This is a genomic window from Micromonospora echinospora (assembly GCF_014203425.1).
Lineage (GTDB): Bacteria > Actinomycetota > Actinomycetes > Mycobacteriales > Micromonosporaceae > Micromonospora > Micromonospora echinospora_A.
In genome coordinates this window covers 1,064,724-1,083,366 of record NZ_JACHJC010000001.1, presented here as the reverse complement: position 1 = coordinate 1,083,366, position 18,643 = coordinate 1,064,724, and the positions used below count along the sequence as shown (strand labels likewise).

Annotated in this window: 21 protein-coding genes; 11 read left to right on the top strand and 10 right to left on the bottom strand. The window is 72.8% G+C overall.

Annotation, left to right across the window (positions count from 1 at the left end; genetic code table 11):
• The first annotated feature begins 64 nt into the window (after positions 1 to 64).
• A complete protein-coding gene (gene ku / locus FHU28_RS05210; protein ID WP_184681396.1) occupies positions 65 to 1,060 on the top strand; it encodes a non-homologous end joining protein Ku in 996 nt (331 codons plus the stop codon).
• A gap of 47 nt (positions 1,061 to 1,107) precedes the next feature.
• Here ku and FHU28_RS33015 read toward each other — a convergent pair whose 3' ends face one another.
• Positions 1,108 to 1,332 carry a pyridoxamine 5'-phosphate oxidase family protein gene (locus FHU28_RS33015; protein WP_311773521.1) on the bottom strand — a complete coding sequence of 75 codons (225 nt, stop codon included), beginning with the start codon at positions 1,330 to 1,332 and terminating at the stop codon, positions 1,108 to 1,110.
• A gap of 76 nt (positions 1,333 to 1,408) precedes the next feature.
• Here FHU28_RS33015 and FHU28_RS05200 point away from each other — a divergent pair, with 76 nt between their 5' ends.
• From FHU28_RS05200 to FHU28_RS05185, 4 genes are all read left to right on the top strand, one after another.
• A complete protein-coding gene (locus tag FHU28_RS05200; RefSeq protein ID WP_311773520.1) occupies positions 1,409 to 2,161 on the top strand; it encodes an FKBP-type peptidyl-prolyl cis-trans isomerase in 753 nt (250 codons plus the stop codon).
• Positions 2,162 to 2,300: 139 nt separating this feature from the next.
• On the top strand, positions 2,301 to 3,149 hold the full coding sequence (locus tag FHU28_RS05195) for an SCO6745 family protein (RefSeq protein WP_184689252.1): 849 nt from the start codon (positions 2,301 to 2,303) through the stop codon (positions 3,147 to 3,149).
• Between the two features lie 31 nt (positions 3,150 to 3,180).
• A complete protein-coding gene (locus FHU28_RS05190) occupies positions 3,181 to 3,831 on the top strand; it encodes an HAD family hydrolase (protein WP_184681392.1) in 651 nt (216 codons plus the stop codon).
• A gap of 95 nt (positions 3,832 to 3,926) precedes the next feature.
• A complete protein-coding gene (locus FHU28_RS05185; RefSeq protein WP_184681390.1) occupies positions 3,927 to 4,940 on the top strand; it encodes an NADPH:quinone reductase in 1,014 nt (337 codons plus the stop codon).
• 180 nt (positions 4,941 to 5,120) lie between these two features.
• On the opposite strand, the gene FHU28_RS05180 is transcribed toward FHU28_RS05185, so the two are convergent.
• Entirely contained in the window at positions 5,121 to 6,755 is a 1,635-nt protein-coding gene (locus FHU28_RS05180) for a fatty acid--CoA ligase (RefSeq protein ID WP_184689249.1), read from the bottom strand.
• Positions 6,756 to 6,855: 100 nt separating this feature from the next.
• On the opposite strand from FHU28_RS05180, the gene FHU28_RS05175 reads away from it, so the two are divergent.
• Positions 6,856 to 7,347, top strand: coding sequence for an NUDIX domain-containing protein (locus tag FHU28_RS05175; RefSeq protein WP_184681388.1), 492 nt, complete (start codon positions 6,856 to 6,858; stop codon positions 7,345 to 7,347).
• Positions 7,348 to 7,354: 7 nt separating this feature from the next.
• Here the strand turns inward: FHU28_RS05175 and FHU28_RS05170 are convergent, their stop codons facing one another.
• Positions 7,355 to 9,022 (bottom strand): MDR family MFS transporter, encoded by a 1,668-nt coding sequence (locus FHU28_RS05170; protein ID WP_184681386.1) that lies wholly within the window; start codon positions 9,020 to 9,022, stop codon positions 7,355 to 7,357.
• A 56-nt stretch (positions 9,023 to 9,078) separates the two neighbouring features.
• Positions 9,079 to 9,633, bottom strand: coding sequence for a type 1 glutamine amidotransferase domain-containing protein (locus FHU28_RS05165; RefSeq protein ID WP_184681384.1), 555 nt, complete (start codon positions 9,631 to 9,633; stop codon positions 9,079 to 9,081).
• Positions 9,634 to 9,757: 124 nt separating this feature from the next.
• On the opposite strand from FHU28_RS05165, the gene rfaE2 reads away from it, so the two are divergent.
• Positions 9,758 to 11,653: a D-glycero-beta-D-manno-heptose 1-phosphate adenylyltransferase gene (gene rfaE2, locus FHU28_RS05160; protein WP_260412848.1), complete on the top strand. Its 1,896-nt coding sequence runs from the start codon at positions 9,758 to 9,760 to the stop codon at positions 11,651 to 11,653.
• Positions 11,650 to 12,522: a glycosyltransferase family 2 protein gene (locus FHU28_RS05155; protein ID WP_184681382.1), complete on the top strand. Its 873-nt coding sequence runs from the start codon at positions 11,650 to 11,652 to the stop codon at positions 12,520 to 12,522. The genes rfaE2 and FHU28_RS05155 overlap by 4 nt, the downstream gene beginning before the upstream one ends.
• Here FHU28_RS05155 and FHU28_RS05150 read toward each other — a convergent pair.
• From FHU28_RS05150 to FHU28_RS05140, 3 genes are all read right to left on the bottom strand, one after another.
• Positions 12,497 to 13,615, bottom strand: a complete 1,119-nt coding sequence (locus FHU28_RS05150; RefSeq protein WP_184689247.1) for a glycosyltransferase family 9 protein — start codon at positions 13,613 to 13,615, stop codon at positions 12,497 to 12,499. The genes FHU28_RS05155 and FHU28_RS05150 overlap by 26 nt on opposite strands.
• A gap of 61 nt (positions 13,616 to 13,676) precedes the next feature.
• Entirely contained in the window at positions 13,677 to 14,213 is a 537-nt protein-coding gene (locus FHU28_RS05145; RefSeq protein ID WP_184681380.1) for an Hsp20/alpha crystallin family protein, read from the bottom strand.
• Complete coding sequence (locus FHU28_RS05140; protein WP_184681378.1) at positions 14,210 to 14,716, bottom strand: DUF2231 domain-containing protein; 507 nt, start codon at positions 14,714 to 14,716, stop codon at positions 14,210 to 14,212. Before FHU28_RS05140 ends, FHU28_RS05145 begins: the two co-directional genes overlap by 4 nt.
• 166 nt (positions 14,717 to 14,882) lie before the next feature.
• Between FHU28_RS05140 and FHU28_RS05135 the strand changes: the two genes are divergently transcribed.
• Entirely contained in the window at positions 14,883 to 15,503 is a 621-nt protein-coding gene (locus FHU28_RS05135) for a pyridoxamine 5'-phosphate oxidase family protein (protein WP_184681376.1), read from the top strand.
• A gap of 9 nt (positions 15,504 to 15,512) precedes the next feature.
• Here FHU28_RS05135 and FHU28_RS05130 read toward each other — a convergent pair whose 3' ends face one another.
• Entirely contained in the window at positions 15,513 to 16,067 is a 555-nt protein-coding gene (locus tag FHU28_RS05130) for a DUF3592 domain-containing protein (protein ID WP_311773519.1), read from the bottom strand.
• A gap of 63 nt (positions 16,068 to 16,130) precedes the next feature.
• Here FHU28_RS05130 and FHU28_RS05125 point away from each other — a divergent pair, with 63 nt between their 5' ends.
• Positions 16,131 to 16,955 (top strand): TrmH family RNA methyltransferase, encoded by an 825-nt coding sequence (locus tag FHU28_RS05125; RefSeq protein ID WP_073826166.1) that lies wholly within the window; start codon positions 16,131 to 16,133, stop codon positions 16,953 to 16,955.
• On the opposite strand, the gene FHU28_RS05120 is transcribed toward FHU28_RS05125, so the two are convergent.
• Together FHU28_RS05120 and FHU28_RS05115 are read right to left on the bottom strand one after the other, a co-directional pair.
• Positions 16,952 to 17,281, bottom strand: coding sequence for a hypothetical protein (locus tag FHU28_RS05120; protein WP_184681374.1), 330 nt, complete (start codon positions 17,279 to 17,281; stop codon positions 16,952 to 16,954). The two genes, FHU28_RS05125 and FHU28_RS05120, sit on opposite strands and share 4 nt — an antisense overlap.
• On the bottom strand, positions 17,278 to 17,631 hold the full coding sequence (locus tag FHU28_RS05115) for a winged helix-turn-helix transcriptional regulator (protein ID WP_174536015.1): 354 nt from the start codon (positions 17,629 to 17,631) through the stop codon (positions 17,278 to 17,280). The genes FHU28_RS05120 and FHU28_RS05115 overlap by 4 nt, the downstream gene beginning before the upstream one ends.
• A 97-nt stretch (positions 17,632 to 17,728) precedes the next feature.
• On the opposite strand from FHU28_RS05115, the gene FHU28_RS05110 reads away from it, so the two are divergent.
• Positions 17,729 to 18,610, top strand: a complete 882-nt coding sequence (locus FHU28_RS05110; RefSeq protein ID WP_184681373.1) for an NAD(P)-dependent oxidoreductase — start codon at positions 17,729 to 17,731, stop codon at positions 18,608 to 18,610.
• Positions 18,611 to 18,643 lie beyond the last annotated feature (33 nt).

The following is an 18,643-nucleotide window of genomic DNA, read 5'->3' as shown; positions in this document are numbered from 1 at the left end:
GAAGCGCGTGCGTCCCGTTCGATCATTTGCGATTCTGGTTGTCAACCGGGGAGAGGAGCGCAGGATGCGGGCGATCTGGAAAGGAGCGGTGTCGTTCGGCCTGGTGTCGATCGGGGTGAAGGTCTACTCGGCCACCGAGGAGAAGGACATCCGTTTCCACCAGGTGCACCGTGAGGACGGCGGCCGGATCCGCTACAAGCGCACCTGCTCGGTCTGCGGCGAGGAGGTCACCTACGACGACATCGCCAAGGGGTACGACATCGGCGGCGGGGAGATGGTCATCCTCACCGACGAGGACTTCGCCGACCTGCCGTTGAGCACCTCGCACGCGATCGACGTGCTGGAGTTCGTACCGGCCGAGCAGGTCGACCCGATCCTCTACAACAAGGCGTACTTCCTGGAGCCGGAGGGCTCGGCCACCAAGCCGTACGTGCTGCTGCGCGACGCGCTGTCCGACTCGGAGCGGGTGGCGATCGTCAAGGTGGCGCTGCGCCAGCGGGAGCAGTTGGCGACGCTGCGGGTACGCGAGGGTGTGCTGCTGCTCAACACCATGCTGTGGCCGGACGAGATCCGCCGGCCCGACTTCGGGTTCCTGGACGAGGACCTGAAGGTACGCCCGCCCGAGCTGGCGATGGCCAGTTCGCTGATCGACTCGATGGCCGGGGAGTTCGAGCCGGACGCCTTCACCGACGACTACCGGGCGGCGTTGCAGGAGGTCATCGACGCGAAGGTCGAGGGCCGCGAGGTGGTGCAGCCGGAGGAGGAAGAGGCCGCGCCGGCCGCCGCGGTGGACCTGATGGCCGCGCTGAAGGCGTCCGTGGAGCGGGCCCGGGCGGCCCGGGGCGAGGCGCCGTCCGGCGGCGGGGCCGAGCCCACGCCGATCTCGTCGGCCCGGTCGGCGAAGAAGGCCGCGAAGAAGGCGCCGGCGAAGAAGGCCGAGCCGGCCAAGAAGACGGCGGCCAAGAAGACGCCCGCGAAGAAGACGGCCGCGAAGAAGGCCGAGCCGGCCAAGAAGACCGCCGCCAAGAAGACGGCGGCGAAGAAGAAGAAGACCGCCTGACGCGTACGGCCGGGGCCCCGCCCTCGGTGGAGGCGGGGCCGGACCGCTCAGCCTCGGCCGAGCTTCTCGGTCGGGGTGACCCGGACGATGACGCGCTCCTCGCCGGGGCGCCGCCACGGGTACGTGTCCTGGCCGAGGTACTTCTTCGCCATCCGGTCGATGTGCTCGTCGGCGCCCTCGGTGACGAACTCGACGGTGCCCTTGATCCAGAGCGTGCGGAAGTCGTCGGCCTTGTCCGCCACCGAGACCGCGACCACCGGGTTGCGCGACATGTTCAGGTACTTCTGCCGCCCCTTGGCCTGTGCGGTGCCCCCGTATCGGGCTCTGTGTCCTGATCGGTGCGGGCGTATGGGCACGCTGGGGGTCCGGGCGGGTACCGTGTGCGCTGGCCTCGGCGGCGGCCCGCCGGGGGCGCACCCACCCACCCTGCAGGGAGTCGACGTGAGCGAGCGTGTGGAGAACCGGTCGGCGGGCCAGGCCCCGGCCACCAAGGCACAGCGGCGGCTGGCCGCCCAACTGGCCGAGAAGAAGGCAGCCGAGGCGCGTCGCCGCCGGCAGTCGATGCTCGGCGCGGCGGTCGGCGTGCTCGCCGTGGTGGCCCTGGTCGGCGGCCTGGTCTGGCTGAACAGCGGGGACGACGACAAGGCTGCCACCGCCGGCTCCTCGGCCAGCCCCACCGCCCCGGGCGAGTCCAGCGCGATGCCCGCTCAGGAGCTGCCCGCCGGCATCGACCCGGCGCTGAAGACCAAGCCGACCGTGCAGGCCGGCACCGGCGAGCTGACCAAGCTCACCGTCACCACGCTGGTGAAGGGCACCGGGCCGGCGGTGAAGGCCGGGCAGAACATCACCACGAACTACGTGGGTGTGTTCTACAAGGACGGCAAGCAGTTCGACGCGTCGTGGGACAACGGCCAGCCGGCCACCTTCCCGATCGGCGTGGGCCAGGTCATCAAGGGCTGGGACCAGGGCCTGGTCGGCGTGCCGGTGGGCAGCCGGGTGCAGCTGGACCTGCCGGCCGATCTGGCGTACGGCAACGACGCCGCGGGCGGCCGTCCGGCCGGGCCGCTGCGCTTCGTCGTCGACGTGCTGGCTGCGCAGTAGCTCACTGCGGGCTTCCGTCCGGTCACCCTGCGGCAGTAGGTTCATGGTCACCGCGGGCGGTACGTCCGCCCGCGGTGATCTGCTCACCGACGCGGAGGTGCACGTGGCGGCGCTGGACGGGGCCGGGGCGACCCGGCAGATGTGGACGCTGTACGAGCCGGTCCACGCGGTGACCTACTTCCACCCGCGGGCCCGCGCCGCGTTCGAGGCGGTCGGGTTGCGCGGCTACTGGCGCGGCTACTTCGCCGGGCGGGCCGCGCCGCTGGGCGCGGTCGACGCGCCCGCCGTGACTGCGGCGTTCTTCAGCTTCGCGCCGGCCATGGTGGCCCGCGCGCTGCCGTCGGTGTGGCGCCTGGCCACCCCGGAGGAGGCGCTGCGGGCCCGGCTCACCGGGGGTGTGCAGGCGCTCGCCGAGTTCACCTACGAGCTGCCCGAGTCGCATCTGGTCGAGGCCGCCGACCTGCTGGAGGAGGCGGCCGGGCGGGTGGACGTCGCCGGCCGGGTGCTCGGCGCGGTCAACGCCGCGCTGCCTCAAGGCGAGTACCCGCTGGCCCGGCTCTGGCAGGCCGCCACCACGCTGCGCGAGCACCGCGGCGACGGGCATGTGGCGGCGCTGGTGACGACCGGGTTGGAACCGGTCGAGGTGGTGGCCTGGCGGTGCCGGGTGGACCAGTCCCGCGAGTTCCACCAGCCGGCCCGGGGCTGGACCGACGAGCAGTGGACCACGGCCGAGGAGCGGCTGGTGGAGAAGGGCTGGCTGACCGACGACCGGAGCCCCACGCCGTACGCCACCGAGACGTTCCGCACGGTCGAGGAGGCCACCGACCGGGCCGCTTCGGGCCCGTGGCGGGCGCTGGGCGCGGAGCGCACCGCCCGGCTGCGGGAACTGCTGGAACCGATCGCGACGCGCTGCCGCACGATCATTCCGGCCAAGGCGCCGATCGGTCTGCCGGCGCAGCGGTCGGCCGGAGCCGCGCTGCCACGGTGAGCCGGGCCGCCGGCTGGGGCAGGATGGCGGCATGGTGGACGCGGTGCTTTTCGACCTGGACGGCGTGATCGTGGACTCCGAGCCGGTTTGGGAGGAGGTCCGGCGCGCGTACGTGGCGCAGCACGGCGGCACCTGGCAACCGGACACGCAGCGCCGGCTGATGGGCATGAGCACCGGCGAGTGGGCCGCCTATCTCAGCGGTGAGCTGGGCGTCGACAGGTCGGCCGAGCAGGTCGCCACCGAGGTGGTGACCGAGATGGCCCGGCGGTACGCGCAGCGCGTACCCGTGATCGACGGGGCGGAGGAGGTCGTGCGCCGGGTGGCCGCGCGGTGGCCGCTGGGGTTGGCCAGTTCCTCCCCGACCCGGTTGATCGCCGCGGCGCTGGACGCGACGGGCCTGGCGGGGTCGTTCGGGGCGACGCTGTCGACGGAGGAGACCGCCCGGGGCAAGCCGGCGCCGGACGTCTGGCTGGCCGTGGCCGGGCGGCTGGGTGTGGACCCGGCCCGCTGCGTGGCGGTGGAGGACTCGTCGAACGGGGTCCGTTCGGCGGCTGCCGCCGGGTGCCGGGTGGTGGCGGTGCCGCACGGGTCGTACCCGCTCGATCCGGACGCCGAGGCGCTCGCGGCCGTGCTGCTCCCCTCGATCGACGCGCTCACCCCCGAGGTGGTCGAGGGGTGTTGACAAGGGGCCCTTCCTCTACCTGAGGCGTTAATAGGGGGCCCTTCCTTGAATGATCGGCGGGCGGCGGGGTAGCGCAGGTGGGAAGGGGAGGGCGGATGAAGGCGATCGTGTACGAGCGCACCGGGGACGCCTCGGTGCTCCAGGTTGTCGAGCGGCCCGTGCCGGAGCCTGGCCCCGGCGAGGTGCTGGTGCGGCTGGCCGTGTCGGGGGTGAACCCGACCGACTGGAAGGCCCGGCAGGCGTGGCCGCTCCCGGCCGGCTGGCAGATCCCGCACCAGGACGGCGCCGGGGTGGTCGAGGCGGTCGGCGAGGGCGTGGACCGGACGCTGATCGGCGAGCGGGTCTGGGTGTGGGAGGCGGCGTGGCAGCGGCCGTGGGGCACCGCAGCGGAGTACACGCTGGTTCCGGTCCGGCACGCGGTGCCGCTCGGTCCGGCGTCGTTCGACCTGGGGGCGGCGCTCGGCATCCCGTTCATGACCGCGCACCGCTGCCTGACCGCCGGTGAGTACATGCCGGACAAGCTGCACGCGGGCGCGCTGAGCGACCACGTGGTGCTGGTGCAGGGCGGCGCGGGCGCGGTGGGCAACGCGGCGATCCAGCTCGCGAGCTGGGCCGACGCGTGCGTCATCACCACTGTGAGCAGCCCGGAGAAGGCGCAGCTCGCGGCGGCGGCCGGAGCCGACTTCGTGATCAATTATCGCGAGCAGGACGTGGTCGAGGAGGTCCGCAAGGTCGCGCCCGACGGGGTGCACACGATCGTCGAGGTCTCCGCCGCCCGCAACGCCGCCGCGGACGTGCGGATGCTGCGCACCGGCGCGGCGGTCTGCGTGTACGCCGACGACGGCGGCGACGAGGTCACGTTGCCGATCCGGCCGCTGATGGGTCCGAACGCGCGCTGGCAGTTCGTGCTGATCTACACCGCGCCGAAGGTCGCCAAGGCGCAGGCGGTCACGGACATCGCGGCGGCGGTGGCGCAGGGCGCGATCCGGGTCGGTGAGGACGCCGGGCTGCCGCTGCACCGGTATCCGCTGGCGGAGGCCGCCGCCGCGCAGCAGGCGGTGCAGGACAGCGTGGTGGGCAAGGTGCTGGTCACCACCGCGGACGAGTAGGCGACCGGATTTCCCCGACAGCCGGACAGACGCGAACAAGTTTCGCAACAATGACGGTGCGGGTCAGCCCGTAACGGACGGGCGGCCCCGGCGCGGTGCGAACGCCGGGGCCGCCCTCTGGGAGGAATGCCCGTTGGAAACGTGTTCCTGCCCGTGTAGGCGACGGTACGCCCCGAAACGTTACGTCGCGGTCAGTTCCCGCACGTCGAGCCCGCCGTCGGCGTACCGCGAGCGCACCACCTTCTTGTCGAACTTGCCGACGCTCGTCTTCGGCACGGCGTCGATGAACGCCCAGCGTTCCGGCAACTGCCAGCGGGCCACCGAGCCGGCCAGGAAGTCCCGCAGCTCCTCGGCGGTCACCGAGGCGCCCTCGCGGACCACCACGGTGGCCAGCGGACGCTCGTCCCAGCGCTCGTCCGGCACGCCCACCACGCATGCCTCCAGCACCGACGGGTGCGCCATCAGGGCATTCTCCAGCTCGACCGAGGAGATCCACTCCCCGCCCGACTTGATCACGTCCTTGGCGCGGTCGGTGAGCGTGATGTAGCCGTCCGGCGAGAGCGTGCCGACGTCACCGGTGCGCAGCCAGCCGTCCCGGAACTTCTCCTCCTCCGGCACGTCGTCGCCGATGTACCGGGCCGTCACCCACGGCCCGCGCACCTCCAGCTCGCCCACCGACGCCCCGTCGGCGGGCAGCGGCTCACCCGCCGGGCCGACGATCCGCGCGGTCACGCCCGCCGGAACGCGGCCCTGGGTGTAGCGGTAGCGCCAGGCGTCGTCGCCGGTCGCGCCGGCCGGCGCCCGGGACACCGAGCCCAGCGGCGACATCTCGGTCATGCCCCAGGCGTGGATGACGTCGATGCCGTAGCGGTCGTGGAACGCGTGCATCAGCGCCGGCGGGCAGGCCGACCCGCCGACGATGACCTCCTTCAGCGAGGAGAGGTCCACCTCGTGCGCGTCCAGGTAGGCCAGCAGGTCGGTCCAGATGGTCGGCACCGCGCCCGCGAGCGTGGGGCGCTCGGCGGCGATCATCGCGGCGATCGGCTCGGCCTGGAGGAACCGGTCCGGCATGATCAGCGAGGCGCCGGAGAGGAAGGTCGCGTACGGCAGGCCCCAGGACATCGCGTGGAACATCGGGACGATGGCCAGCTCACGGTCGTTCGGGCCGAGGCCGAAGCCCTCCGGCATGCAGACCTGGAGCGAGTGCAGGTAGATCGAGCGGTGCGAGTAGGCGACACCCTTGGGGTGACCGGTGGTGCCCGAGGTGTAGCAGAGCGCGGCCGCGTCGCGTTCGTCCACCTCCGGCCAGTCGTAGTGCTCCGGGCGGTCGGCCAGCAGCGCGTCCCAGTGGTGCACGGTGATCCGGTCACCGGCCGCGGCCAGCAGCGGGGCCGGGTCGCCGCCGCCGACCACCACCACATGCTCCACAGTGGTCATCTCGCCGATCACCCGGGCGAGCAGCGGGATGAGCGTGGTGTCGACGAGCACCACGCGGTCCTCGGCGTGGTTGGCGATGTAGGCGACCTGGTCGGGGAAGAGCCGGATGTTGAGCGTGTGCAGCACCGCCCCCATGCTCGGCACGGCGAAGTAGGCCACCAGGTGCTCGTTGTTGTTCCACATGAACGTCGCGACCCGCTCGTCGCCGGTCACGCCGCACTCCGCGCGCAGCGCGTGGGCCAGCCGGGCGGCGGAGCGGCCGACCTCCGCGTACGTCATCCGGCGGGGTTCGGCGCCGGTCCAGGTGACCACCTCGGCCGTGCCGTGCACGGTGGCGCCGTGTTCGAGGATCCGGGCGACCTGAAGGGGGGCGTCCATCATCGTGCTACGCATGGGTAACAAAGTAGTGGCGGCGGTCACATCTACGGAACCCCCCGGAACCACAGAGGTGATCGCGGATGATGCGTAGATTGTCCGGGTGAGCATCTCGTGGGCCGACTCGTACGTGGGGCAACTCCGCGCCCTGGCCGGTGACCGCACCCTGATGTTCGTCGGCGCCCGCGCCGTGGTGCGCGACAACGCCGCGCGGGTGCTGCTGATCCAGCGCTCCGACAACGGCCAGTGGGCACTGCCGGCCGGCGCCATGGAACTCGGCGAGTCGATCGCCGACTGCGCGGTCCGGGAGGTGCGCGAGGAGACCGGCCTACGGGCGCTGCGGGTCAGCGCGTTCGCGCTCTACACCGGCCCGGACCGCACCCACACCAACATGTACGGGCACACGTACCAGGTCTTCACCGCCGCGTTCCGGGTCGACGAGTGGGACGGCGAGCTGGACCGGTTCACCGACGAGACCACCGACGCCGGATTCTTCCGTCCGGCGGACTTCCCGCACCCGCTCTCGACGAGCGTCCACGAGACGCTCGCCGACCTGGACGTGTTCGAGCAGACCAACCGGCTGATCCTCAAGTAGCCGCCGGTCACAGCATCGTCTGCGACTTCGCCTCCATGTCGGCGGCGGCCTCCTCCTTCGACTCCTTGGTGAGCGGCTTGCCGCCCGGCGCGGGGGCCTTGCCGCCGATCGGGTCGGCGCCGCCGGTGGCGCCCTGCGGACCGGTACCGCGCAGCTGGTGGTTCGGCATCGCCAGCGTGACCAGCACCGCGACGATCGCGATCAGCCCGGTGGTCAGGAAGACCAGGTGCAGCGACTCGACGAACGCGGCCTGTACGGCGGCGCGTACCGGGGCGGGCAGGGCCAGGACGGCCGCCGGGTCGTTGATCGAGAAGTTCCCGCCGGCCGACACCGCGGCCCGCTGCTCCGGCGGGAGCTGCGCGAGCGCGCCGGGCAGCCGGCCGGCCAGTTCGGTGGTGAGCCGGGACGACAGCACCGCGCCGAGGATGGCCACGCCGAACGAGCCGCCGAGCGACCGGAAGAACGTGGCCGAGGAGGTGCCCGCGCCCAGGTCGCGCACGCTGACCGCGTTCTGCACCGCGAGGATCAGCGACTGCATGCACAGGCCCAGCCCGACACCGATCACCACCATGTAGCCGAACGCGGCCCACAGCGTGGTGGCCACCTGGAGCTGCTGGAACAGCAGCATGCCGACCACCAGCACGGCCGCGCCCGCCACCGGGAACCACTTGTACCTGCCGATCCGGCTCATCGCCCGGCCGGTGATGATCGAGGTGATGATGACGCCGGCCATCATCGGCAGCATCAGCAGACCGCTGCGCGTCGGTGAGGCGCCCTTGACGATCTGGAGGTAGAGCGGGATGAAGATGATCGACCCGAACATCACCAGACCGAGGACGAAGCCCGCCGCGTTGGCGAGCGCGAACGTGGCGCTGCGGAACAACCGCAGCGGCAGGATCGGTTCCCGGGTCCGCGCCTCCTGGACGACGAACAGCACGCCCAGCACCGCTCCCGCGACGAACAGGCCGACGATCACGCCGGAACCCCAGGCGTACTCGGCGCCACCCCAGCTCAGCGCCAGCAGCAGGCAGCTCACCCCGGCTACCAGCAGCGCCGCGCCGATCCAGTCGACTGTGTGCTCCCGGCGCTCGAACGGCACCAGCCGCATCACGTGCCAGCAGACCACGATGGCGAGGATCGCCAGCGGCACGTTGATGTAGAAGATCCACCGCCAGTTGGTCTCCGCGAAGTAACCGCCGACGAGCGGCCCGGCCACCGAGGACACGCCGAACACCGCGCCGAACAACCCCTGGTAGCGGCCACGCTCCCGGGGCGAGACCACGTCCGAGATGATGGTGAACGCCAGCGTCATCAGGCCACCCGCGCCGATACCCTGCACACCGCGCGTGACGATCAGCTGGGTCATGTTCTGCGACAGCCCGGCCAGCAACGAGCCGAGCAGGAACATGCCGATCGAGAACAGGAAGACCGGCCGGCGTCCGTACAGGTCGGCCATCTTGCCGTACAGCGGCGTCGAGGCGGTCGAGGCCAGCAGGTATGCGGTGACCACCCACGAGTAGTGGTTGATGCCGCCCAGCTCCCCCACGATCGTCGGCAGGGCGGTGCCGACGATGGTCTGGTCGAGCGCCGCCAGCAGCATGCCGGTCATCAGACCGAACATCAGCAGGCGGATCTGGCGGGCGGGCAGCGCGGGCGGGGCGGTCTGGGCGGTCATCCCGCTTCCTATCCCACCGAGGGCGGATCATGCCCCCGGTGGGCGGGTGACTTTCCTCAGGCGGTGTGCCGGCCCTCGGCGAACTCCTCCACGATCTTGGCGCAGAACGCGGGCAGGTCGTCCGGTTTGCGGCTGCTGACCAGCCCGTTGTCGGTGACGACCTCCTTGTCGACCCAGTTCGCGCCGGCGTTCGTGAGGTCGGTGCGCAGGCTCGGCCAGGACGTGATCGTGCGGCCCCGCACCACGTCGGCCTCAACGAGCGTCCACGGGCCGTGGCAGATCACCCCGACCGGCTTGCCGGCGTCGAAGAACGACTTCACGAACCGGACCGCGTCCGGGTCCGCGCGCAGGAAGTCCGGGTTCGCCACGCCGCCGGGCAGCACCAGCCCGTCGTACGCCCCGGCGTCCGCCTCCTTGACGGTGACGTCGACCTGGTACTGCTTGCCGTGGTCGAGGTGGTTGAAGGCCTGGATCGAGCCGGAGTCGAGGGAGACCAGCTCGACCTGCGCGCCCGCGTTCTCCACCGCCTCCCGGGGCTGGGTGTACTCGACCTCCTCGACGCCGTCGGCGGCCAGGAAGGCGATGCGCTTGCCCTGAAGTGTCGCTGCCATGCTCTTCTCTCCTCTCCGGGGTATGTCTGAACCGTTCCCCCGGCCGATGCGGCGAAACCGGGCGCACCGGGTGGCCCGCGTCGCACCAGGTTTGTCCTGACGGCGTGGGGGGATCCGCAGAGGCATGGCAGGAGCAGCAGCGGAAGAGCGCCGGCTGGCCACCGTGGTGGCGAGCTGGCAGCAGCGTCCCGTGCTGGTCGTCGGGGACGCCATGCTGGACGAGTGGCGGTTCGCCGAGTCGGAGCGGCTCTGCCGCGAGGCGCCCGCGCCGGTCCTCACCCTGCGGCGGCGGATCTCCGCGGCCGGGGGCGCCGCCAACACGGCGGTGAACGTCGCGGCGCTCGGCGGCCGGGCCGCGCTGGTCGCCCCGGTCGGCGCCGACGTGGCCGGCGACGAGCTGCACGACTGCCTGGACCGCGCGGCGGTCTGGGACCGTACGGTGAGCCAGCCCGGCCGCCCGACGCCGGTCAAGCGGCGGATGCTCGCCGGCAACCAGATCCTGCTCCGGGAGGACTCCGGCGGCCCGGAGGACGCGCTGGACGACGACGGGGTGGCACGGCTGCTGACCGCGCTGCACTGCGCCACCGAGGAACTGCGCGCGGTGGCCCCGGGACAGCCGCTCACGCTCGTGGTCTGCGACTACGGACTGGGCGGCCTGCCCTCGGCGGTACGCGCCTGGCTGGTCGCCAACCGGGACCGCTACGGCACCGTGGCGCTGGACGCGCACGATCTGGCCGACTGGCGTGGGCTGAACCCGACTGTGGTGACGCCGAGCTTCGCCGAGGCCACCCGGCTGCTGGCCCGCGCCGCCGCCGGTTTCGCGCACGGCGAGCGCAACGCCGTACCCAATGGTGGTGACCTGCACCTGGACCACCCGCCGGAGGCCGAAGGCCCGTCCGAGCTGATGGTCGGCGCGGCGCCCGGCGGGTCCGGCGACCGCGCGCCTGGTAGCCCGCACCCGACCTCGGGCGCGCCCGCCGCCCGGACCACCGACGGCTCCACCGGCCCGACCGGCGAGCCGACGCCCGGCGAGGAGCGGGTGGCGCTGACCGGGGACGGACTCAGCGTCACCGGCACCGGCGTGACGGTGAGCGCAACCGCCGGTACCGGCGTGGACCGGGCCGTGCTCGCCGAGTCGCGCCTGCCCGAGCTGCGCGCGCACACCGGCGCGGACGTGGTGGCGGTGACCCTGGACACCGAGGGCGCGGTGGTCGGCGGCGCCGAGGGTGAGCCCCGGCGCAGCCACAGCACCCCGGTCCCGGCCAGCCACGCGGTGGGCGCCGGGGACGCGTACCTGGCGGCCATGACGCTGGCGCTCGCCGCCGACTCGGGCCTGCCCACCGCCGCCCAGCTCGCGCAGCTCGCCGCCACCATCACGGTGGCCGACACCGGCACCTGCGTGTGCCGCCAGGAGGACCTGCTCGCAGCACTCGGCGCCGGCCCGGAGGAGGGCGGGCACCCGGCGTTGGTCGGCGCCGACGAACTGGCCGCGCTCGTGGACGAGCACCGGCAGGCCGGCCGGTCGGTGGTGTTCACCAACGGCTGCTTCGACGTGCTGCACCCGGGGCACGTCCGCTACCTGACCCAGGCCCGCGCGCTCGGTGACCTGCTGATCGTGGCGGTCAACTCGGACGGCAGCGTGCGCCGGCTCAAGGGCGCGGACCGGCCGGTCAACCCGGTCGAGGACCGCATCGCCCTGCTGGCGGCGCTGGCCTGCGTCGACCACGTGGTGGTCTTCGAGGAGGACTCGCCGGCCCGGCTGATCGAGGCGGTCCGGCCGGACGTCTACGTCAAGGGCGGCGACTACCCGCCGGAGATGGTGCCGGAGGCACCGCTGGTGCGGCGGCTGGGCGGGCAGGTACGCACGCTCGGGTACGTGCCGGACCGCTCCACCTCGGCGATCATCGACCGGATCCGCGCCCAGTCGGTCGGCATGAGCGAACGCACCGAGCGAAGCGAGGGCCGTGAGGCCGTGCCTGACCAGCACAGCCCCGCCGTGGGCGAAGGCAGGCCGGCGTGACCCGACCGCTCGACCCGGGCACGCCCGGGCAGTTCCGGCAGCACCGGCGGCTCGACGTGCTGATTCCCACCCGCAACCGGCCCGCCGAACTGGCTGTCACCCTCTCCGGGCTGGCCGCCCAGGAGGGCGTACCCGGCTTCGGGGTGGTGGTCAGCGACCAGTCCGACGGCGAGCCCGCGTACGCGCATCCGGCCGCCGCCACGATGGTCCGGGCGTTGCGGCACCGGGGGCACCCGGTGCTGCTGACCCGGCGGCTGCCCCGGCGCGGCCTGGCCGAACACCGGTCCTACCTGCTCGCCCAGTCGGCGGCGGACGCCGTGCTCTGCCTTGACGACGACGTGTGGCTGGAGCCGGGCACGCTGTCCCGCCTGGTCACCGCGCTGGACGAGCTGGGCTGCGGGTTCGTCGGCAACGCGGTGCACGGGCTCTCCTACGCCGACGACGTCCGCCCGGAGACGCACGAGCACTACGAGGAGTGGACCGGGCGGCCGGTGCCGGAACGCATCCTGCCCGGTACGCCGGAGTGGCATCGGGCGTCCATCCACCCGGCCGCGAACCTGCTGCACGTCACCGAGAAGCTGAACCTGCCGCCGGGGCAGTGGCGCGCGTACAAGGTCTCCTGGATCGGCGGCTGCGTGCTCTACGACCGGGCGAAGCTGGTCGAGGCCGGTGGCTTCGACTTCTGGGAGCGGCTGCCCGACCGGCACCAGGGCGAGGACGTCGCCGCCCAGCTCGCGGTGCTGGAGCGCCACGGCGGCGCCGGTGTGCTGCCCAGCGGGGCCTACCATTTGGAGTCGCCGACCACTGTCACCGAGCGGGACGTGGAGGCGTGGGAGGTCGTGCTCAGCGAGTCGGCGGCGGAGGTGTGAGCAGCTCGCGGGCCGCCTCGATCACCTCGACCGCTGGCACGTCGGCCACGAACGACACCCGGTGCGGGCACTCCCCGTCGCCGGGCCGGTGCGGGTAGATCCCCGGTGTGCAGTCGACGCCGCAGACCGGGCAGTGGGTGGTCCAGGCGGCGATCGGGCGGTGCCGGTCGCGCAGCGGCGACGCCCCGTTGATCAGGTTGCCGACCCAGAACACACCGACAGTCGGCGCGCCCACGGCGGCGGCCAGGTGCAGCGGTCCGGTGTCGTTGGAGACCACGAGCGCGCAGTCGGCGTACGCGGCGGCCAGCGCCCCGAGGCTGAGCGTGCCGACCTGCGGGCGTACCGGCACGCCGGCGGCCGCCGCCACCGCGTCCACCGTCTCCTGCTCGGCGGGAGTGCCGGTGACCAGCACCTCGTACCCGTCTCCGGTGAGCGCGCGGGCGACCTCGGCGAAGCATTCCGGCGGCCAGCGCCGCCGCGTGTCGGTGGCGCCCGGGTGCAGCGCCACCAGCGGCCGCCTCTGCGGGCCGAGCACGGCGGCGGCCTCGGCCCGGTCGGCGGCGGTCACCGCGAGCGATGGGACGATCGTGGTGGCGGGCGCGCCGACCAGCGCGGCCACCTCCAGGTAGCGGATCACCTCGTGCTGGTAGTAGACGTAGCGCAGCCAGCGGTCGAGCGGCGGCGCACCCTCGGCCCGCAGGCCGGCGGTGACCCGCGCGCCCAGGCCCGCCACCAGCGGGTTGGAGTTCGCCCCGCCGCCGTGCACCTGCAAGGCCAGGTCGAACCGCTCGGCACGGGCCGCGGCCAGGAACTCCGCGACGTCTCCCGGCTCCTCGCCGGCGCCGGGATCGCGGATGCCGGGCGCCGCCGGCACCACCAGCACCCGATCCACCGGGCCGGGCCGGTCGCGCCAGAGCGCCGCGTGCCACGGCGCGCCGAGCAGCACGATCTCCGCCGACGGGTACGCCGACCGCAGCGCGTCCAGCGCCGGCAGCACGAAGATGAAGTCGCCGAGCGCGTTGGCGCGCAGCACGGCGATCCGTTCGACGTCGGATACGCGCTCGCCGACCGGGCCGAGCACCGACGGCTCCAGGTCGCGGCGCGGCGACAGACGCGCCGAGCTGGAGTCGTCGAACGGGCTGGTCACGCGGCCCCTACGGCCGGTCGATCTCGTCGAGCGCGGTGTCCGGGTGGTGCAGCTCCCGGTCCGCGGCCGGGTCGGCGGGCATCGGCGTACGGTCGGCGCTCGCACGTGGGCCGGTACGGCCGACGGTGATGGTGCGCGGCGTGGGCCGGGTTGCCCGGGGCAGGCGTACCCGCAGCAGGCCGTGGTCCATCACCGCGTCGATCCGGTCCGGGTCCACGCGGGACGGCAGGTCGACGCGGTACTCGAAGCCGCGGGTGGTGAACCCGCCCGGGATGCCGTGGTCGGCGTTGACCTCGGCCTCCGACCGGGCGCGGACGCACAGCTCCCGGTCGTCCAACTCGACGGCGACCTCCTCCGGCGCCACGCCGGGGAGCCGGACGACGACCTCCCAGCCGTCGGCCGTCTCGGCCAGATCCACGTCCTGGCCGCCGGAGCGTCCGCCGACCAGCCGGCTCAGCTCGGAGCGCAGCGACTGCAGCTCACCCATCGGGTCCCAGCCCTGCTGGCGGCCACGCCAGCCCCGTCCGCCGCTCTGTTCGGTCATCGCACGTCTCCGATCCGCTGGTTCGCCGAGGGGGATCGCAGCGAGCTGGGCGCGTTCAGATCGTGCTCCGGGTCGACGCCGACGCCGAGCCGGTCCACCAGCTCACCGCCGAGCCAGGCGCTGACCCCGAGGATCGCCACCGCGACCACCTCGATCGCGATCAGCGCGCCACCGGCGGCCCGCGAGTCGGCGTTGAGCCGGACCACCCAGACCGCGGCGAAGAGCAGGATCACCGCCACGTTGGCGGCGGCGTGGGTCAGCCCGACCCGCTTCGCGCGGGTACCGACCGGTAGGGCGAGCAGGTCGAACGCCCCGGCCGCCGCGGCCAGCAGGCCGCCGATCAGGCCGACTGTGATGTTCCAGTACGCCACCTCGCCGAGGAAGTCCGGTCCGCCCACGGTGTCCACCAGATCGAAGATCACCGCGGTCACGAGAAGCGCCACCGGAAACATCACGAGCATCGGGTGCACGGGATGGCCGAGCACCTTCAGTCGGCTCTCCATCTCGGCCTCCATCCGTCACGTCCGGACGCACGCTGCGAACCGGTCCCTACCCGCCGGTCCCGGGGGCAAACCCGGCACTCGACGCGTCTCCTAGGCTGACAGTGGCGGAAACCAGCCCGTCGCGGGCCGGAACCGTCGTGACGATCAACGGACGGGGGAGGAAGACGTGACGACCCGGGAGATCACCAGCGAGGCCGAACTACGCGAGCTGATCGGGACGCCGATGCCGCGCGCGGCCGCCAAGGACCGCCGTACGCTGCACGAACGCGACCGGGAGTGGCTCGCCGCGTCACCGTTCTGCCTGATCGCCACCGCTGGCGCGGACGGCACCTGCGACGTCTCCCCGAAGGGTGACCCGCCCGGCTTCGCGCTCGTGCTGGACGACACCACGATCGCCATCCCGGAGCGGCCCGGCAACCGGCGGGCCGACGGCTACCGCAATATCCTGGCCAACCCGCACGTCGGGCTGATCTTCCTGATCCCCGGCCGCACCGACACGCTGCGGATCAACGGGCGGGCCCGGCTGATCGCCGACGCGCCGTGGTTCGACGACATGGAGGTCAAGGGCCACCGGCCGCTGCTGGCCGTCGAGGTCGCGATCGAGCAGATCTTCTACCACTGCGCGAAGGCTTTCCTCCGTTCCGAGCTGTGGCAGCCGGAGACCTGGCAGCCGGACGTGCTGCCGGCCCGGGCCCGGCTGATCAAAGAGGTGGAGGCCCCGGCGGAGAGCCTGGCCGACCTGGAACGCCATTACGGCCCGGCCTACCTGGAGACCCTGTACCGCTGAGGTCCGTGGTCAGGGCCGGACGTTGCGCTTGCGCTTGCCCCGGCCCACGTACCCGCGACCGTCCGCCGCCGGCTCCATCCGGCGCGGCCGGTCGCGGCGCGGCCGGTTGGAACGCCGACGCCTGATACGGGACAGGGTCAGCACCACCCCGACGCCCAGGACGGCCAGCCCGACCACGCCGAGGACGCCCTGCACACGGCCGCGGTGGCCGCTGAGCTGCCCGAAGTCGGTCACGAAGTCGCCCGGGTCCGCCGGGTTCACCCAGATCGGCACCTCGGCCCCGGCGGCCCGGCACACCTCGAAGCAGGCCACCTCCTGCGCGTGCGTCCGGCCGTCGAGCTCGTAGCTGAAGTACATGGTCCTCGACGAGGAACTCCGGTTGCCGCCGCTCTTCGTCACCTGATCGACGACGACCGCCCGCGCGGGCGTACCCCGCTCACGCAGCGTCACCGCCCAGTCGTCCAGCTCCATCTGGGTGTGGAACGGCAGCCACAGCAACGCGCCGCCGCCGGCCACCAGCAGTACGCATGCGAGGTGGATCAGGAACGACCGGCGGTTGATCACCTGACCATCGTCGCCGGGGGCCGCAACCCCGGGACCGACCCCCGATGGGGTTGAATCGGCTACGTGGCGAAGACCTTGACGATCACCACCCGGAACGCGAGCTTCCAGCAGTGGCAGGCGCTGCTGACCAACCGCAACAAGCGCCAGCGTGCCGGGGAGTTCCTGGTCCAGGGGGTACGCCCGATCACCGTCGCCCTGGAACAGGGGTGGGAGATCCGGGCGCTGCTGTACCCGGACCGGCAGCCGCTGTCCCGCTGGTGCCGGGAACTGCTCGACCGCGCCGACGCCCGGCGGGTCGCCCTCGCGCCCGAACTGATGCGGGAACTCAGCGGCAAGGAGGAGGAGTCACCCGAACTGCTGGCCGTGGTGGCGCAGCCCGATGACGACCTGGCCCGCATCCCGGTCGGGCCCGACATGCTCGTGGTGGTCTTCGACCGCCCCAAGACCCCGGGCAACATCGGCACGCTGATCCGTTCCGCCGACGCCTTCGGCGCGTCCGGCGTGGTGGTCACCGGCCACGCCGCCGACCCCTACGACCCGAAGGCGGTACGGGCCAGCACCGGGTCGCTGTTCGCCGTACCGGCCGTGCGCGTCCCCAGCCACCACGCCGTCCTCGACTGGGTCGCCGCGGCGCGGAAGGAGGGACCACAGATCCAGATCATCGGTACGGACGAACACGGCGACGTGGACGTCGCGGAGCACGACCTGACCGGGCCCACTGTCCTGCTCGTCGGCAACGAGACGCACGGACTCAGCAAGGGCTGGCAGGAGGCTGCCGACCGGATGGTACGCATCCCGATCGTCGGTGCGGCCAGTTCGCTGAACGCGGCGGCGGCCGGGACGGTGGCGCTGTACGAGGCCGCCCGGCAGCGCGCGAAGCAGCGCTAGCGATTGGCGTCCTCCTCCGGCGAGCCGAAGCCGGGCTGGAACCGATCGGACGGCGGCCCGACCTCGGCCCACCACCGCCCCCGGCGTACCTCCAGACCGGGCACACCGGCCAACACCCGGTCGGGGTCGACCAGGCCGGCGACCGACTGCGCCAGGTCTCCCCGCAGCTCGGCAACCGCCTCGTCCAGGGTCTCCTGCTCGCCCGGCCAGCCGACGTCGGCGCTCCGCAACTCCCGTTCGGCGGCCTCGAACACCGCCTCCGGGTCGTCGACCCTGATCTCGAAACGGCAGTAGAGCTGCACGACTTTCGACTCGTCGTCCGTCACGGGCGGGAGCCTCCCACGTCCCGCCGCTCACGGCCCCACGCGGCCAGCGGTTCGAGCGCGTCGTTGAGCCGTACGCCGTCCTCGGTCAGCGAGTACTCGACGCGCGGCGGCACCTCGTCGTAGGAGACGCGACGCACGACGCCGTCCGCCTCCATCTCGCGCAGGTGTGCGGCCAGCACCTTCTCGGTGATCCCCGGCAGCAGCCGGCGCAATTCGCCGAAGCGGCGGTACGGGTGCTCGTGAAGTGCCCAGAGGATCAGCACCTTCCACTTGCCCCCGATCACCTCCATCGCGGCGTCGATCCCGCAGACATGGCCGTCCGGTGCGCCCGGCCGGTTCAACGTCGTCATGCCCCCGCCCTTCCGACCTGCTCGCTCACCTCAGAGTAACCACCTACTCCGAAGTGCGTACTTGATCATCTGCGGGCCTGCGACCAGCCTGATCGGCATGGCACACGACACTGTGGAGAAGACGCCCGTCACGCTGCTGGGCCTCGGCGCGATGGGCGCCGCGCTGGGCCGCGCCTGGCTCGCCGCCGGCCACCCGCTCACCGTCTGGAACCGCACCCCGGCCCGCGCCGCGGCGATCTGCGCCGAAGGAGCGAGGGCCGCGGAGAGCGCCGCCGAGGCCGTCGCAGCGAACACCCTTGTCGTCGTCTGCCTGCTGGACGACGCCTCGGTCGAGGAGGTGCTGGCCGGCACCGACCTGGCCGGCAAGGACCTGGTCAACCTGACCACGAGTACGCCCGCCCACGCCCGCGTCCGAGCCGACTGGGCCCGCGAGCGCGGCGCCCGCTACCTCGACGGCGGGATCATGGCCGTTCCTCCGATGATCGGCGTCCCGGACGCGGGCGGCTACGTCTTCTACAGCGGCTCCCGCGAGCTGTTCGAACGGCACCGGGAGACGCTCGGCGTCCCGGCCGGCACCACCTATGTCGGCCGGGACGCGGGCTTCGCCGCCCTGCACGACGTCGCCCTGCTCAGCGCCATGTACGGGATGTTCGCCGGGGCAGCGCACGCCTTCGCCCTGATCCGCCGGGAGGACATCGACCCCACGTCGCTGGCCCCGCTGCTCGCCGACTGGCTCGTCGCGATGGCCCCGGCCGTTCACCAGACCGCCGACCAGTTGCGGAGCGGCGACTACACGAAGGGCGTCGTCTCCAACCTCGCCATGCAGGTAGCCGGCACGCCGACGTTCCTCAGCACCGCCGAGCAGCAGGGCGTCAGCCCGGAACTACTCAGCCCCTACTTCGAGCTGATGCGCCGCCGGCTGGCCGAGGGCAGCGGCGAGGAGGACCTGACGGGCGTCATCGACCTGCTGGTGCGCTGACCGCCGCGGACCGAGACAACCCACGTGGACCGC

Bases quoted from the DNA above. Each gene is read 5' to 3' on its own strand.
- ku (WP_184681396.1), top strand. From the start codon at position 65: ATGCGGGCGATCTGGAAAGGAGCGGTGTCGTTCGGCCTGGTGTCGATC.
- FHU28_RS33015 (WP_311773521.1), bottom strand. From the start codon at position 1,332: ATGTCGCGCAACCCGGTGGTCGCGGTCTCGGTGGCGGACAAGGCCGAC.
- FHU28_RS05200 (WP_311773520.1), top strand. From the start codon at position 1,409: ATGGGCACGCTGGGGGTCCGGGCGGGTACCGTGTGCGCTGGCCTCGGC.
- FHU28_RS05195 (WP_184689252.1), top strand. From the start codon at position 2,301: ATGTGGACGCTGTACGAGCCGGTCCACGCGGTGACCTACTTCCACCCG.
- FHU28_RS05190 (WP_184681392.1), top strand. From the start codon at position 3,181: ATGGTGGACGCGGTGCTTTTCGACCTGGACGGCGTGATCGTGGACTCC.
- FHU28_RS05185 (WP_184681390.1), top strand. From the start codon at position 3,927: ATGAAGGCGATCGTGTACGAGCGCACCGGGGACGCCTCGGTGCTCCAG.
- FHU28_RS05180 (WP_184689249.1), bottom strand. From the start codon at position 6,755: ATGGACGCCCCCCTTCAGGTCGCCCGGATCCTCGAACACGGCGCCACC.
- FHU28_RS05170 (WP_184681386.1), bottom strand. From the start codon at position 9,022: ATGACCGCCCAGACCGCCCCGCCCGCGCTGCCCGCCCGCCAGATCCGC.
- FHU28_RS05165 (WP_184681384.1), bottom strand. From the start codon at position 9,633: ATGGCAGCGACACTTCAGGGCAAGCGCATCGCCTTCCTGGCCGCCGAC.
- rfaE2 (WP_260412848.1), top strand. From the start codon at position 9,758: ATGGCAGGAGCAGCAGCGGAAGAGCGCCGGCTGGCCACCGTGGTGGCG.
- FHU28_RS05145 (WP_184681380.1), bottom strand. From the start codon at position 14,213: ATGACCGAACAGAGCGGCGGACGGGGCTGGCGTGGCCGCCAGCAGGGC.
- FHU28_RS05140 (WP_184681378.1), bottom strand. From the start codon at position 14,716: ATGGAGAGCCGACTGAAGGTGCTCGGCCATCCCGTGCACCCGATGCTC.
- FHU28_RS05115 (WP_174536015.1), bottom strand. From the start codon at position 17,631: ATGACGACGTTGAACCGGCCGGGCGCACCGGACGGCCATGTCTGCGGG.
- FHU28_RS05110 (WP_184681373.1), top strand. From the start codon at position 17,729: ATGGCACACGACACTGTGGAGAAGACGCCCGTCACGCTGCTGGGCCTC.